9 protein-coding genes are annotated in these 13562 nt (G+C 69.3%); 6 read left to right on the forward strand and 3 right to left on the reverse strand.

The window, feature by feature from the left end; genetic code table 11:
- Nucleotides 1–5 precede the first annotated feature (5 nt).
- From AB8619_RS01630 to AB8619_RS01645, 4 genes are read left to right on the forward strand one after another with little or no spacing between them, the layout of a single operon-like run.
- Nucleotides 6–1403, forward strand: a complete 1398-nt coding sequence (locus AB8619_RS01630) for an MBL fold metallo-hydrolase (protein ID WP_436794716.1) — start codon at nucleotides 6–8, stop codon at nucleotides 1401–1403.
- Between the two features lie 53 nt (nucleotides 1404–1456).
- The gene (locus AB8619_RS01635; RefSeq protein WP_436794717.1) at nucleotides 1457–2392 is read left to right on the forward strand and encodes a GNAT family N-acetyltransferase; all 936 of its coding nucleotides are present in this window, start codon (nucleotides 1457–1459) and stop codon (nucleotides 2390–2392) included.
- 26 nt (nucleotides 2393–2418) lie between these two features.
- A complete protein-coding gene (locus AB8619_RS01640; RefSeq protein ID WP_436794718.1) occupies nucleotides 2419–2817 on the forward strand; it encodes a hypothetical protein in 399 nt (132 codons plus the stop codon).
- A 41-nt stretch (nucleotides 2818–2858) separates the two neighbouring features.
- Nucleotides 2859–3734 carry an RDD family protein gene (locus AB8619_RS01645; protein ID WP_436794719.1) on the forward strand — a complete coding sequence of 292 codons (876 nt, stop codon included), beginning with the start codon at nucleotides 2859–2861 and terminating at the stop codon, nucleotides 3732–3734.
- 17 nt (nucleotides 3735–3751) lie between these two features.
- Here the strand turns inward: AB8619_RS01645 and AB8619_RS01650 are convergent, their stop codons facing one another.
- Nucleotides 3752–6925 carry a thrombospondin type 3 repeat-containing protein gene (locus tag AB8619_RS01650; RefSeq protein WP_436794720.1) on the reverse strand — a complete coding sequence of 1058 codons (3174 nt, stop codon included), beginning with the start codon at nucleotides 6923–6925 and terminating at the stop codon, nucleotides 3752–3754.
- 287 nt (nucleotides 6926–7212) lie between these two features.
- Here AB8619_RS01650 and AB8619_RS01655 point away from each other — a divergent pair, with 287 nt between their 5' ends.
- Nucleotides 7213–8286 (forward strand): lysylphosphatidylglycerol synthase transmembrane domain-containing protein, encoded by a 1074-nt coding sequence (locus tag AB8619_RS01655; RefSeq protein WP_436794721.1) that lies wholly within the window; start codon nucleotides 7213–7215, stop codon nucleotides 8284–8286.
- 19 nt (nucleotides 8287–8305) lie between these two features.
- Here the strand turns inward: AB8619_RS01655 and AB8619_RS01660 are convergent, their stop codons facing one another.
- The gene (locus AB8619_RS01660; protein WP_436794722.1) at nucleotides 8306–10435 is read right to left on the reverse strand and encodes a beta-glucosidase family protein; all 2130 of its coding nucleotides are present in this window, start codon (nucleotides 10433–10435) and stop codon (nucleotides 8306–8308) included.
- 188 nt (nucleotides 10436–10623) lie between these two features.
- On the opposite strand from AB8619_RS01660, the gene AB8619_RS01665 reads away from it, so the two are divergent.
- A complete protein-coding gene (locus AB8619_RS01665) occupies nucleotides 10624–12810 on the forward strand; it encodes a glutamine synthetase III family protein (RefSeq protein ID WP_436794723.1) in 2187 nt (728 codons plus the stop codon).
- A 27-nt stretch (nucleotides 12811–12837) separates the two neighbouring features.
- Here AB8619_RS01665 and AB8619_RS01670 read toward each other — a convergent pair whose 3' ends face one another.
- On the reverse strand, nucleotides 12838–13482 hold the full coding sequence (locus tag AB8619_RS01670) for a Crp/Fnr family transcriptional regulator (RefSeq protein ID WP_436794724.1): 645 nt from the start codon (nucleotides 13480–13482) through the stop codon (nucleotides 12838–12840).
- Between the last annotated feature and the right edge of the window lie 80 nt (nucleotides 13483–13562).

Raw genomic sequence — 13562 nt, forward strand, 5'->3', positions numbered from 1 at the left:
CTGCCATGATCTTCGAACAGTTCCACCTCGAGGGCTTGGGCCACGCGTCGTATCTGGTCGGGTCCGAGAAGACGGGCCAGGCGCTCCTCTTCGACGTCCGGCGCGATGTCGACGTCTACTTCGACCGAGCCCGCAGCCACGGCCTCCGCGTCACCCACGCCTGCGACTCCCATGGCCACAACGACTACCTGTCCGGACTGTCCGAGGTGGCGGGTCGGGCCGGACTCGAGGTGTGGGGTTCTGCGGTCGCCGACCTCGGCTACGAGCACCGACCGGTGGCCGACGGCGACCAGTTCGAGTTGGGCGAGGTCGGCATCGAGGTCCTCCACACGCCCGGCCACACGCCGGAACACATCTCGCTGCTGCTCTACGACCACGACCAGGGCGACGAGCCCGCCATCCTGTTGTCCGGGGGAGCGCTCCTGGTCGGCGACGTGGCCCGACCGGACCTGTTGGGCGACCCGGAGCAGACCGAGGCGAGTGCCCGGGAGTTCTGCCACACCATCCAGACGAAGCTGCTCGAACTCCCCGACCACGTGCAGGTGTTCCCCACCCACGTGGCTGGCTCGCTGTGTGGCGGCAACATCGGCAGCCGACTGTCGACCACGGTGGGCTACGAGCGCCGGACCAACGAGATCCTGGCCAAGGTGTCGTCGTCGGACGAGTTCGTGAAGCAGTGCCTCGACCTCGACGACCTCCCTGCCGTGCCGCCGTACTGGCGGCGCATGCGTCGACAGAACCTCGCCGGTGTCTCCAGACTCGGCACCCTCGCCGAGCCTCCGGCGCTGACACCGGAGCAGGTCGAGTCGGCCCGCGATGGCGGAGCCTGGATCCTCGACTGCCGGTCGCCGGAGTCGTTCGGCGGCGGTCACGTGCCTGGCGCGGTGAACGTTGGCCTCGGTTCGTCGTTCGCGACCTGGGCCGGGACGATCCTGCCGGAGGACGTCGATGTCGTCCTCGTCGTCGACGCACCCGGCGACCTGTGGGATGCGACGTGGCACCTCCTGCGGATCGGCTACCCGCCACCGAAGGGCTGGCTCGCCGGCGGCATGATGGCGTGGCGCACGACCGGCCGCGACATCGAGCAGCTCGAGCAGATCACCGTGCACCAGCTCCGCGACCGTGTGGATGCCGGCGAGGTCGATGTGCTCGACGTCCGGCAACCGGCCGAGTGGAGCGAGGGGCACATCGAGGGGGCGACGTTCATCACCGGCGCCGAACTCCCGGATCGTCTCGACGACGTCCCCCGCTCGGACAAGCCACTCGCCGTCGTGTGCGGGAGCGGCTTCCGGTCGTCGGTCTCGGCGAGCCTCATCGCCCATGCGGACCCCGGCCGGCAGATCGTCAACGTCCTGGGCGGCATGGGCGGCTGGAACGCAGCGGGCTACCCGACCACGAGCTGATCGGAGGCCGAGGCCGCACTCCACCGGTCCGCCGGAAAGGGAAGAATGACCCCATGGACGCGGAGGGGTCTCCAGATGTCGCACCGGGGTCGGCTCGTCGGCCGGCGTCCCGAGAACTCGATGCCGTGCTCGATCTGATCGTCGATCAGCAGTCGAGACCCGATCGCAACGCGCCATCGCTGGGGGTCTCGCGCCCCGGCGTGTTGTCGGAGCTGCAGGCGCTCGACCCCGCATGGGCCGACACCGTGCGGGTCGTCGACGGGAGCGACGGCGTCCTCGGCGCTGTCGTCGCGGAGTGGGACGTCGGATCGAGGTTCGGTCACGTCCACGGGCCATGGGTCGCGGTCGACGACGACGAGTGGGTCGGGTGGGCGCGCGTCCTGGTCGACGTGGCGTTGGCGCAGATCCCTTCCGAGGTCACCCGGCGGGTGCTGTCCGGAGTCGCGCAGCATCGATGCCTGGCAGCGCTGGCCGGCCAGATGGGTTGGCAAGCGAGCGAGCCGAACCACGTGCTGGTCGCGGCCGCCGAGGTCATCGGTTCCTGGCCGACCGAGGCTCGGGGTCACGCCCTGTGCCCGATGGCCTCGGACGACGTCGACGCGGTGGCGGAGCTCCACGACGTCGAGTTCCCCGCCACCTACTTCAGCGCGGAGCAACTGGCAGCCCGCTCGACGAGCGGCGACCAGGTGGTGTTGGTCGCGCACGGTGTCGGGGGATCGATCCTCGGCTACGTCGCCGGTCAGATCCAACCGGACGGCGACGCCTACATCGACTTCGTCGCGGTGGCGCCGACCGCTCGTCGTGCAGGTCTCGGACGCCAACTCGTGGCCGCCCTGTGCCGTGCGCTCGTGCCGGCGTCGACGACCGGCCGAGTGTGTCTCACGGTGCAGGACCGACGGGAGCCGGCAATCGCCCTCTACGAGGCGATGGGTTTCGAGTCCGAGATGGTGATGGTCGGCTACGAGGCCCCGCGAACTTCCGACATGTAGGACCGACGTGGATCTACGATTCGCCGATGTCACTCTTCCGTCGTCGTCCGAAGTCCGATCCGTACGGTGATTCGCTGGCTCGGGCGGTCCCCGCCTCGGCGACGGTCGTCTCGGGAAAGCAGGTCACCGAGACCTCCCCGGACGTCATGAGCAGTTCCGAGGTCTTCGAGGTCGAGCTCGACGTCGTGCGGGCCGACGGGACCGGGCAGGGTCGCCAGACCGTGCGGTGGACCGTCTTCGACGTCGCCGTTCCCGACATCCAGCCGGGGACGGTCCTGTCCGTGACCGTGGACCCGGAGCGGCCAGCCGTCGTGTACCCGCCCGGCTACCCGCCGCCGGGACACAAGCCCGGGATGATCTCGTTGGGCGACGCTCGGATCCTCCCGACGTCGAAGTGGCTCGAGGAGCTCCTCACCGGGCCCTGAATCCGTCTGCGGTCACCGAGGGGAGTCCCTACCCTGTCGCTGTGGGGACAGCGACATTCCGGCACTGCCCGCGGTGCGGTGGCGAGTACCAAGCGTGGGTCGAGCACTGCTTCGACTGCGAGGTCGCCCTCGGTGCTCCGGTGTCCAGCGACCTTGCTCCACCGACCATCGAGGCGACGGCCGAGTCCGATCGGCGAACGATCGGAGTCGAGATCAGTGACCTGTCGCCGGCGCAGCACGAGCGCCTGCGGCTGCTGCTGAACGGCCTGGGCGCACGGTTCGAGCTCACGGCGGAGTGCGTCTGGACGGCTGTGCAACACGCGGACGACGTGACGGCGCTCGTCGAGGACGTTCGCGGAGCCCCTTCGGAAGACGAGAGAACCTCGCACCGCCGTCCCCGCGGTGCGTCCAATGTGCGGGAAGATCGACGGACCGTCACCCCGCCCGTCGATCCGGCAGCGGTCGATCTGTCCGAGTACGCCAGCGCCTGGCCACGCGGACTCGCGAGGGTGATCGACTTCTGGATCCTCGGGGCCGTCATCGCGCTCCACAACCTCGTACTCGAGCCGATTCCCTATGCCACCGGGATCTTCATGATCGCGATGTTCGCATCGTTCGAGTCGCTGTTCGGGCGCACGCCGGGGAAGGCGATCGTCGGTGTCCGTGTCGAGAACCTGAGGGGAGCGCCGCCCTCGATTCCCGCTGCGATGCTTCGCAACTCCTGGCAACTGCTCGCGTTCATCCCGGTCATCGGGGCGTGGGCGACCCTGGTAACCCAGGTCGCCATCGGTTCGGTCATCCGCAGGGATCCGATGCATCGAGGTCCGCACGATCTGCACGCCCACACGTATGTCGTTCGTACCCGTGACCCGATCAGGCGCCGTCTGGTCACGAACGAGCGCTCGCTGATGCGCTGACCGTCGACAGGCGCCGATCAGCCGCCCAACCGGGTCGTCGAGGTGACCCGGGGGCGGGTCGTCGTCGTGGTGCTCAACGGTGGACGGGTCGACGACGTCACCTGCGGACGGGTGGTGGTCGTCGTCTCGAACTGCGGCTTCGTCGTGGCCACGACCGGGGGCCGCGTCGTCGACGATGACGTCGTCGACAGGCACGGCTTGGTGGTCGACGTGATCCTCGGAGCGGTCGTCGACGTGGTGCGATCCGACGCCGTCGTGGTCGTCGTCGTGCAGTCGACCGTCGTCGTCCGGGTCGTGTCGCTCGAACTCGTCGGCGAGTCGACCCCGCTCGTCGTGGTCTCGCCGTTGCTCGGGTCGGGCCCGCCGACCGAGGTCGATGTGGCAGGGCCCTCAGCCGACCCACCGCGGTGGTGCTCCCGGGGGATGAGTTCCGAGAATCCGCCGTACGCCCCGGGGACGATGCCGATCGTCGCCTCTTCGCCCGCACAGGGGACGAAGTCGTAGTCGGCCCGGAGTCCCGCTCGGAGGGGGCCTTCGCCGTCGTCGAGTCGCAGATGCAGTCCGGTGGCCGGCCGGACCTCGAAGGGCACGGAACCAGCACCGTCGGCGAGTGGCGCCTGTCCGGCGACCCTGCCGGTCTCGTCGACCAGCGAGGCGAGAGCACCGACGGGAGCCCCGGCGATCGACACGTTGCCGACGATGGAATCCACCACCTCGCCGTCGTCGGGGTCGGTCGATGGGCACGGATCGGGCAGGTCGAACGTGCCCCCCGGCGGTTGTTCGCCGGGGACCGTGACGCTCCCGGTCCCCGGGATCCTCGGCAGGTCGCGCCGTAGTCCCGAGAGCCCGAGGTCGAGGAACACCGCCTCGTCGTCGCAGCCGTCGGGGATGCCGTCTCCGTCCTGGTCGGAGACGATCGTCCCGGGGATGAAGTCATCGCCGAGCCCACCGGGGAGACCGCCGGGGAGTTCGCCACCGGTCCCGAACGGATTGGCCGTGAACCCGGTGACGATGTCGGCGCCGGCCGGGCACGGGTCGCACACGTCGCCCATGCCGTCACCGTCGGCGTCTGCCTGGTCGGGATTCGGGTACCACTGGCAGTTGTCCGTCGTGCCGTCGGTGTCGAGCGAGTCGTCGACGCCGTCGCCGTCGGCATCGGACTCACATGCATCGCCGAGGTTGTCGCCGTCGATGTTCGACTGGCCCGCGTTCCAGTCGTACGGGCAGTTGTCGTCCGAGTCGATCACGCCGTCGCCGTCGATGTCGTCGCACGCGTCGCCTTGGCCGTCGCGGTCGCTGTCCAACTGGTCGTTGTTCTTCGCCAGCGGACAGTTGTCGACGCTGTCGAGGTGGTTGTCGCCGTCGTCGTTGGTGTCGCACGGGTCGCCCTTGCCGTCGCCGTCGTTGTCGGCGTTGGTCGGGTCCCAGTGGTGGGGGCACTTGTCGTCCTCGTCGAGGAGGCCGTCGTTGTCGTCGTCGTCGTCACACACGCTCGGGATCCCGTCGCCGTCGGGATCGACGCCGTTGGTGTTGTCGCAGTCGTCCCTGGCGTTGGGGATCCCGTCACCATCGTCGTCCTGGTGGTCGGAGAAGTAGGTGCAGTACCCCGGGCCTCCCATGATCAGGGCCACGGACTTCGTCACGGTGCACACGTCGTCGAACGTGAACCCGTGCCGTCCCAGCGCCGCCCAGTAGAGGGTCGTGTTCTCGACGACGTACGTGAGCTCCGAGATCGTGACGTCTGACGGGATCGCGAACATGGACCCGAACGCGAGCCGCGCCATCTTCGCCTGACCAGCCGGCCGGATGGCTCCGCCGCCGTCGCCGAGGGCGATCGCGCGGAAGAAGTGCTCGACGATCGCGTCGTTGGTGTGGACGCCGCCGTGGTCGGGACAATCCTCGATGGCGACACCGGGCGAGCACCCGTCGTCGTAGTCAGTGAAGTCCATCGCAGAGTCGAGGTCCTCGACGGTCCCGGCGAACGAGTGTCCCAGGACGTTCGCGAGCCCCTCGGCGACTGCGCCGCTCTCGCCCTCGTAGTCGAGGGAGCCCACGTGATCCTGGACCCCGTGGGTGTACTCGTGGGCGAGCACCCGCTTGTCGGCATGGAAGCCGACACCGATCACGATGTCCTCGCAGTGATTGATGTACCGCGCTGCCGCGACGATGGAGTTCTCGGCCGGGTCCATGACCACGTCGGCGTGCACCTCCACCTGCGGCGAGTCGTCGTCGTCGAACCCGAGCCAGCCGAAGCTGGCGTCGAACCACTTGATCACGCCGATGGTGTTGGTCCAGACCGTGTGGGCGTTCGGGGTCGCCGCAACCGAGAGGTGGTATCGCTCCTCGTCTCCCGCAGTCGGGCCGTTCCCGACACAGCTCAGGTCGTCGGCGATCTCGTTGGACCTCGTCCCCCGGTCGTCGAAGACCTCCAGGTCCTTGTCGACGAGGTCGTCGAGCGATCCGTCCGTCCGTCCGAGCAGTTCGCCCGACCGGGCATCGACCCGCGCGGCGAGCACGCCGCCGGGCGACGCGAGGTCGACGAGCCACACGAGACGGAACGCATCCTGAGCGTCCTTCGTGATCGACAGCCGGGGGACGCCGAGCACGCCTGCGCCCGGGATGTCCTCGGCGGCGACTGCAGTGGCATCCGCCGCGCCGATCGCAGGGATGACCTCGAGGGCGATGGGTGCGAGCCCGCCGCCCGACACCGACTCGACGTCGTCACCGACGATCGTCACGACCAGGCCTCCGGGATCCACGTCGACACCGCGATAGGTCTGGCGGAGTCGGACGACGATCGATTCGTCGTGATCCCGGATCGAGGTGACCTCGACGTCGATGCCTGGCCGATCGAGCCCGAACACGGAGGCGTGACGGGCGAGGAACTCGATCGCCGCGTCGGCAGGCGTGCCTCCCGCCGTCGGGAACGAGCCGGACACCGACCGGACGCGACCGCTGTCGTCGGCCGACGCCCGGAAGTCCGACTCGCTCGAGTCGCGCAGCGCCACGAGCGCTGCCAGCGGGCCGTTCGCATCGACCTCCGTTGCCTCTGGATCAGCTGCCGGACCGCCCGGTGCTGAGGAGTCGCCGCCCCCTCCAGAACAGGCGACCGCGCCGCCCATCACGAGGATCGCGACGATGATCGCGGTCCACGATCGAGCGCGAGATGCGCTCAGCCCCTGCTGCTCCATGGCACACCTTCCGTCCGCATCAGCGGAGTCGCTCCAGCGTTCGGAACCTACGGTCGGTCCGCCCGGGGGTCTGCCCTCGATGTGCAGATTGAGACCAGATCGAGACCGACCTGCGAGACCGGAGAAGTGGCCCGGAGACGTGAGGCCTGGCGAAACCACAGCAGGAGTACGGTGCTTTCGATGCCTGGCCAGGGCGGCGTCCCGGGCGCTGCACCGCTGATCCGTCGCCTGTTGTGTCAGCTCCTCGCCGACCACGTGGCGCTCGCCGACCTCGATCGTCCCACCGCGTGAGCCCGGACGAGCCCGACGGCGAGGACCAGTCGTCTCCGCCCCATGGCCGTCGTGCGCTCGGCCTGGTGGCCCGGGCGCTCCTCTTCGCCGGGGTCTTCCACTTCCTGGTCCTGCCCCAGATCGGTGGCACGCGGAAGGCGCTCGGCCTCCTCGGTGGACTCGACCCACGGTTCCTCGTCGGTGCGGTCGTACTCGAGGGGTTGGCGCTCGTGGCCTATGCACAACTGACGCGTTCGCTGTTGCCGCCCGATCAGCGACCGACGCTGTGGCGGATGTTCCGCATCGTGTTGTCGTCGCTCGCGGTGAACCACGTCGTGCCGGGTGGTGCTGCGGCCGGGGGAGTGCTCCAGTACCGACTCCTCACCCGGTCCGGCGTCGACACCGCCCGAGCGAGCTTCGCGATGGCGACCCAGTCGTTGGGGTCGGCGCTGATGCTCAACGTCTTGCTGTGGGTGGGGCTCGTGGTCTCGATCCCCACGTCGGGATTTCAACCGCTGTACGCAACCGCAGCGGGTGTCGGCGCCGCCCTCCTCGCGATCGTCGCCTTCGCGGTCGTCGCGCTCACCAAGGGTCGGACGCGGACGATGAGCGTGATCGCGAACCTCGCCGACCGCACGCCACACGTCGACGCCGACCGGATCACCCACGCCCTCGGTCGGGCGGCGGACCAGCTGGCGGCACTCGGGCGCGAGCCGCGCCTCGCAGCGAAGGCGGTCGGTTGGGCGGCAGCGAACTGGCTGCTCGACGCAGCGGTCCTCTGGCTGTTCATCGCGGCCTTCGGGCACCAGACGTCGATCCCGGGGCTCCTCGTGGCGTACGGGTTGGCCAACGTCCTGGCCGCCATCCCGCTCTCGCCGGGCGGTCTCGGCGTGATCGAGACCACGCTCATCGTCACACTGGTGGGGTTCGGCACGTCGCGCGCCGAGGCGAGCCTCGGCGTCGCCGCCTACCGGATCGTGCAGTTCTGGCTCCCGATCCCGGCCGGTGCCGCCGCCTGGGTCACGCTCGTCGGAGGACGCCAGCGCGATGCGCTGTCGACGATGGTCGACGACAGCAAGGGCGACCCGTGACCTCCGTCGTCCGCTGGGGTCAGAGCCGCAGTTCGTGCACCGGCGACGCCGTGTCGGCAGCGTCCCGAGCGACGCGGAGCCGATGGATGCCCGACGCTGCGTTCCACTGATTCCGATCGGGGTCCCGGGTGGCGAGCCGATCGCGCGCGACCTCGATGCGGAACGGCGAGCGCCCGCCGGCCTCGACCTCGACCCGGGCGAAACCGACCAGACGGTCGGGGGCATCGACGTCGGGGAGGTCGGCATAGACCTGGACGACGTCTGCGCCTGATCGACCGCCGGTGTTCTCGACCGAACCGGTGATGACGATCGGCCCGTCGTCGACGACCTCGATCGCAGTGTCGGCGATCGCGAAGGTCGTGTAGGAGAGTCCGAAGCCGAACGGGAACGCTGCCGGGCGACCGGTGCGGCGGAGGTGCCACCAGCCATGCCAGCGGTCGTAGCGGAAGGTCGTGGCGTCGCGGTCGAAGTCGGGGAGGTCGGCCTCGTCGGCCGGGACGCTGAACGGGAGTCGGGCCGAGGGGTTCACCACGCCGGTCAGGACGTCGGCGAGACCCGGTCCGGCCTGGCTGCCGCCGTACCAGGACTGCACCACGGCGGCGACGTCGTCGACCCACTCGCTCATCACGATCGCACTGCCCGCCTGGATGACGACGATGGTCCGGTCGTTGACCGCGGCGACCTGACGGATCGTCTCGACGTCCTCATCGCTCAGACGCAGTGACGTCCGGTCGCCGCCCGTGCCGAACCCGCGAGGGCGATCGTCGAGACGCCCCGGCTTGACGGTCGTGGGCAGGTCGGCGATCGACTCCTCGAAGCGGGCGACCACCTCGGGTTCGTCCTGGGCGGGGAACATGGCGGGGAGCGAGGCGTCGGTCTCCCCGATGTACTCACCCTCGTCGAGGTAGGTGCACCCGACCACGACGACCGCGGCGTCCGCGCCTGCGGGGTCGTCGGTGACGTCGAACACGTCGGCGAGTCCGGCGCGGACGGTCACGCAGTCGAGATCCCAGACATCGCTCGAACCGCCGTCACCGAGGTTGACGACGTCGGCCAGTCGTCCGACGACCGCGACACGACTGCCGGGTGCCAAGGGGAGCGCCGGGGAGTCGCCGACCATCTCGTTGCGCAGGAGGAGGGCTGACCGCCCGGCGACTTCGCGGGCCAGGTCACGGTGCTCCGGAGCGCACAACACGTTGGGGGACGGGGCGGGCGCGGTGAGGACGGGGTCGAAACGGAGCAGGGTCGCGACGATCCGGCGCGCCGCAGCGTCGACGTCGTCCCACGAAGCGTCGCCGCGCTCGAGAGCGTCGGCGAGGTGCTGTTGCCGGACCATCCGGTACGGCATCTCGATGTCGAGTCCCGCGTGGATCGACGTGGCCGCGTCGCGGAGGCCGAAGATCCAGTCACTGATGACGAAGCCCAGGAATCCCCACTCGTCGCGCAGGACGTCGGTGAGCAGTGCGTGGCTCTGGCCCGCCCACTCGCCGTTGACCGAGTTGTAGGCGGACATCACCGAGGCGACGCCCTCGTCGACGATCCGTTTGAAGTGCGGTAGGTAGATCTCGTGGAGGGCGACGTCGTCGACCTCGATGTCGACCGAGAAGCGGGCGTTCTCCATCGAGTTGCAGGCGAAGTGCTTGACGCATGCCATCACGTGCCGCTGGAGTCCGCGGGTCAGTGCGGCGCCGAGTTCGCCCACGTGGAACGGGTCCTCGCCGTAGGTCTCCTGCGCTCGCCCCCAGGCCGGGTGCCGGAGCAGGTTCACGCACACCGCCCCGGTCAGGTCGGCGCCGGCGATCCGGAGTTCGCGGCCGATGGCCTCTCCGACGCGCTCCTCGAGATCAGGGTCCCAGGTCGCTCCGCGCGCCATCGTCACGGGGAACGCGGTCGCGTTCCCCACCACCGCGCCTCGTGGGCCGTCGCTGAATGCGATGCCCGGGATGCCGACCCGCTCGACACGGGCGGCGGGGAAGGGCGCGAGGTGGTAGCCGTCCTCGCCGAGGAACCGCAGCCCAGCCCACGTCGGGGCATCCCCGTCGAGGAGCCACAGGCGCTCGTCCGACGTCAGTTCGGCGACGAGTTCCCGGGCTGCGTCCTCGGGCGTTGCTCCCGCGGCAACCGCACGTCGGGCGTCTTCGTAGTCCATGGGGGCGCTCCTCGGTCGTCCGGCGCCGGCCGAAACTACCGGGGCACGGGTGCGCGCACAGTGAGTCCGCAGCGTTACCAGCGTGCGAAGACTGATGTCCGGAGTTCGTCCACGGCGCTGGACCGGCTTGGATGGGGGGTCCCGAGATGAACGGATCCACCGTTCGATCCCGAGCAGTGGAGGCCCGGATGTCCGCCAGTACGGCAAGGTTCGAAGCAACGAGCAAGGTCACCGACCGCACGGTCCCCGAGACGGGACAGGCCGGGCAGCCCCTGTCGGAGATCTGGGCCACGGACGTGTTCGACCTCGCGACGATGGAGGAACGGCTGTCCAAGTCGGCCTTCAAGGCGATGAAGGCGACCGTCAAGGACGGGACGCCGCTCGACGCCGCCACTGCCGACGTGGTCGCAGCGGCGATGAAGGACTGGGCGCTCTCCAAGGGTGTGAAGTTCTTCTCCCACGTCTTCTACCCGCTCACGAACATCACCGCGGAGAAGCACGACGGGTTCATCGTCATCAACGGCGACGGGAACGCGATCACCGAGTTCTCCGGGAGCCTGCTGATCAAGGGCGAGCCCGACGGCTCGTCATTCCCCAACGGCAGCCTGCGCATGACGAACGCGGCGCGCGGCTACACGGCCTGGGACCCGACCAGCCCGGCCTACGTGATGCAGACCGCCAACGGCGCCACGCTCATGATCCCGAGCGTGTTCATGTCGTGGACCGGTGAGTCCCTCGACAAGAAGATCCCGCTGCTCCGCTCGAACGCGGCCATGGACGATGCGGCCCAGCGCCTGCTGCGGATCATGGGCGAGACCGACATCGCTCCCCTCACCTCGAGTTGTGGCGCCGAGCAGGAGTACTTCCTCGTCGACGCCCACTTCGCCACCAGCCGACCCGACCTCCTCCTGGCCGGTCGCACCCTCTTCGGTGCGCCGTCGCCCAAGGGCCAGGAGTTCGACGACCACTACTTCGGTGCGATTCCCGAGCGGGTCCAGGTCTTCATGCAGGAGTTCGAGGACAAGCTCTTCCGCCTCGGCATTCCGGCCAAGACCCACCACAACGAGGTCGCGCCGGGGCAGTTCGAGATCGCCCCGTACTTCGAGTCCGCCAACGTCGCTGCCGATCATCAGCAGCTGATGATGACGGTGATGAAGTCGACCGCGAAGGCGCACGGGTTCCTGTGCCTGTTGCACGAGAAGCCCTTCGCCGGCATCAACGGCTCGGGCAAGCACGTCAACTGGTCGGTCGGGAACGCCACCCAGGGCAACCTGCTCGATCCGGGTTCGACACCGAGCGACAACCTCCACTTCCTGGTGTTCTGCGGCGCGGTGATCCGCGGTGTCCACAAGTTCGGTCCGCTGCTCCGCGCGGTCATCGCGTCGGCGGGCAACGACCATCGTCTCGGTGCCAACGAGGCGCCGCCCGCCATCTTGTCCGTCTACCTCGGCGACCAGCTCGAGCAGGTCTTCGACGACATCAAGGAGGGGCGCGTCGCCGGAGACTCCGACGGCGGGTCGATGGACCTCGGCCTGTCGCAGATCCTCCCGTTCCAGCGCGACCCGGGCGACCGCAACCGGACGTCGCCGTTCGCCTTCACCGGCAACCGTTTCGAGTTCCGGGCCGTCGGCTCCAACCACTCGGTGTCCGGCCCGCTCGTCGCGATGAACACGATGCTCGCCGACTCGCTGCACTGGATCGCCGACAAGCTCGAGGCGATCCTCCCCGAGGATGCGACCGAGGCGCAGCTCAGCGCAGCGGTGGCCGAGGTGCTGAAGGAGCTGATGGACGAGCACTCGGCCGTCATCTTCGGTGGTGACGGCTACTCGCCCGAATGGCACCGCGCTGCCGTCGAGGAGCGCGGCCTGCGGAACATCCCGACGACGGCCGATGCCCTCCCGGTGCTGATGGAGCCCGACGTCATCGAGCTGTTCCAGTCGATGAACGTCCTCAGCCCGGCCGAGCTCGAGAGCCGCTACGAGGTGTACGCCGAGCAGTACATCCTGGCGATCGCCGTCGAGGCCAACCTGATGGTCGAGATGGCGAAGACGTCGATCCTCCCGGCAGCGATGACGTCGCTGTCCTCGCTGGCCGCGACCTGCGAGCAGGCGAACCAGTTCGGCGTCGACCTCGACCCGGCGCCGATCAAGAAGATCGCGACGCTCGTCAATGCGCTGCGTGCCGCGGTCGAGGCGTTGTCGAACGCGATGGACGAGGACGACTTCGAGACCACCGAGGCGCACATGAAGTTCTGCGCCCACACGGTGCGTGGGCTCATGGTCGACGTGCGGGCGCAGGCCGATGCGCTCGAGGGCGAGATCGCCGACTCCGACTGGCCCCTGCCCAAGTACCGGGAGATGCTCTTCCTCCGCTGACCGGCTGCGGCCGGTCAGCGGCCGGGCTCACTCGGCCAGACAGAAGGCTTCCAGCGCAGGGCGGTCGGGCACCCGGATCCACCCGCGCCCGAAGTCGAGCAGCCCGCGGTCGCGGAGCGCGCCCATCGCCCGTGTGGTGACGGCGCGGGTCGCGCCGACCCACGCTGCGAGGTCCTCGTGCGTCAGCGACGTCTCGAGCTCGATCTGGCTGCTCTGGGTCGGGGGAGCGAACCGGTCGACGAGGAACAGGATGCGGTCGGCCACGCGGGTGTCGACGCGCAGTCGTGCGGCGATGCCGAATCGGGTCGTCTCCGCGAGGCGGACGGCCAACAGCGTCGCCAGCTTGCGGCCCGCCCCGGGGGCCTCGTCGAGCCATCGGTCGAACTCCGCGCCGTTGACCAGGACGGCTTCGACAGGGGAGAGCGCGATGACCGAACTCGAGCGAGGTGAGCCGGTCAGCGCGGCGATCTCACCCAGGACCTCGCCGGGGCCACGGACGGTCGCCAGCGCCTCGCGGCCCTCGGATGTCGTGTTCACGACCTTGCAGACGCCGGTGACGATCGCCACCACACCGCGCTCGTCGGCCCCCCACATCGTCATGTGCGCGCCGGCCGCGAAGGAACGCTCTCGGCCCAGCCGACACAGTTCTTCCCAGACCTCCCCACCCTGCACGGAGGCAACGGTAACCGGCAGGGCATGACCGATGTCACACCCCCGGGCGCGATCCGGACTCGGGGGAGGCTCGTCGCTAG

The sequence above is a fragment of the Actinospongiicola halichondriae genome, from assembly GCF_049103745.1.
Classification (GTDB): Bacteria; Actinomycetota; Acidimicrobiia; order Acidimicrobiales; family Salinilacustritrichaceae; genus Salinilacustrithrix; species Salinilacustrithrix halichondriae.